This window comes from Paraburkholderia sp. EG304, assembly GCF_046543485.1.
In the GTDB taxonomy this organism is placed as follows: domain Bacteria; phylum Pseudomonadota; class Gammaproteobacteria; order Burkholderiales; family Burkholderiaceae; genus Paraburkholderia; species Paraburkholderia youngii.
In genome coordinates this window covers 1-744 of record NZ_JBKGUA010000266.1, presented here as the reverse complement: position 1 = coordinate 744, position 744 = coordinate 1, and the positions used below count along the sequence as shown (strand labels likewise).

Sequence of the window (744 nt, the reverse complement as noted above, 5' to 3'; positions counted from 1 at the left end):
CCGTCAGCTCCGGCCGGTTCAGATACCCGCGCGCAACGCCGGCCCCGCCAATGTAAAGCTCTCCCACCGCCCCGAACGGAACAGGCGCGCCATGACCGTCCAGAAGATACACCCGCGTGTTCGCGATTGGACGCCCAATGGGAGGCAATTGCGGCCAGCATGATGGATCAGCCGCGAGACGGTGCTCCGTGATTGCGTGGGTTTCCGTGGGCCCATACTGATTTATCAATCTCGCCCTCGGGTGATTTTCGAAGAACGACCTGAGCTCGGGGGTGGCTCGCAATTGCTCACCCGCTGTATAGACTTCCCTCAAAGAGGGCAGCAGCGCCCCTCGAGCGCACCAGACTTCCGCAAAATGAGTCAAGGCTACAAATGGGAGGAAAAGCCGCTCGATCCCTTCTCTCCACACAAAGTCCAGCAACGCGGAGAAGTCGGCACGGGTCTCTTCCCGCACGAGCACGAGTAGCCCGCCGTCCCTCCAGCAACTGAACAATTCCTGGAACGAGACGTCGAAGTTCAAAGTCGTAAACTGAAGTGTGCGTCGTTTTGGTGCACCAAGCTCCGGCGAGGACCAAAGCAAATTCATAAGCGACCCGTGGGGCATTTCGACGCCCTTTGGCGTGCCTGATGATCCCGAGGTGTAGATCACATAGGCGAGGTGGCGCGCGCTCAGGCCGAGCGCGCGCGGGTCCGGATCGGAGGCCGGCAGGTTCGCCCAGGCCGGCGTTGCCGTGTCGAGATCCA

General features: G+C 61.2%; 1 protein-coding gene. It reads right to left on the bottom strand.

All coding sequences use genetic code 11. The features are described from left to right. The coding region (locus ACLFKU_RS43780; protein ID WP_410853393.1) for an AMP-binding protein at positions 1-744 on the bottom strand (744 nt) is incomplete at both ends.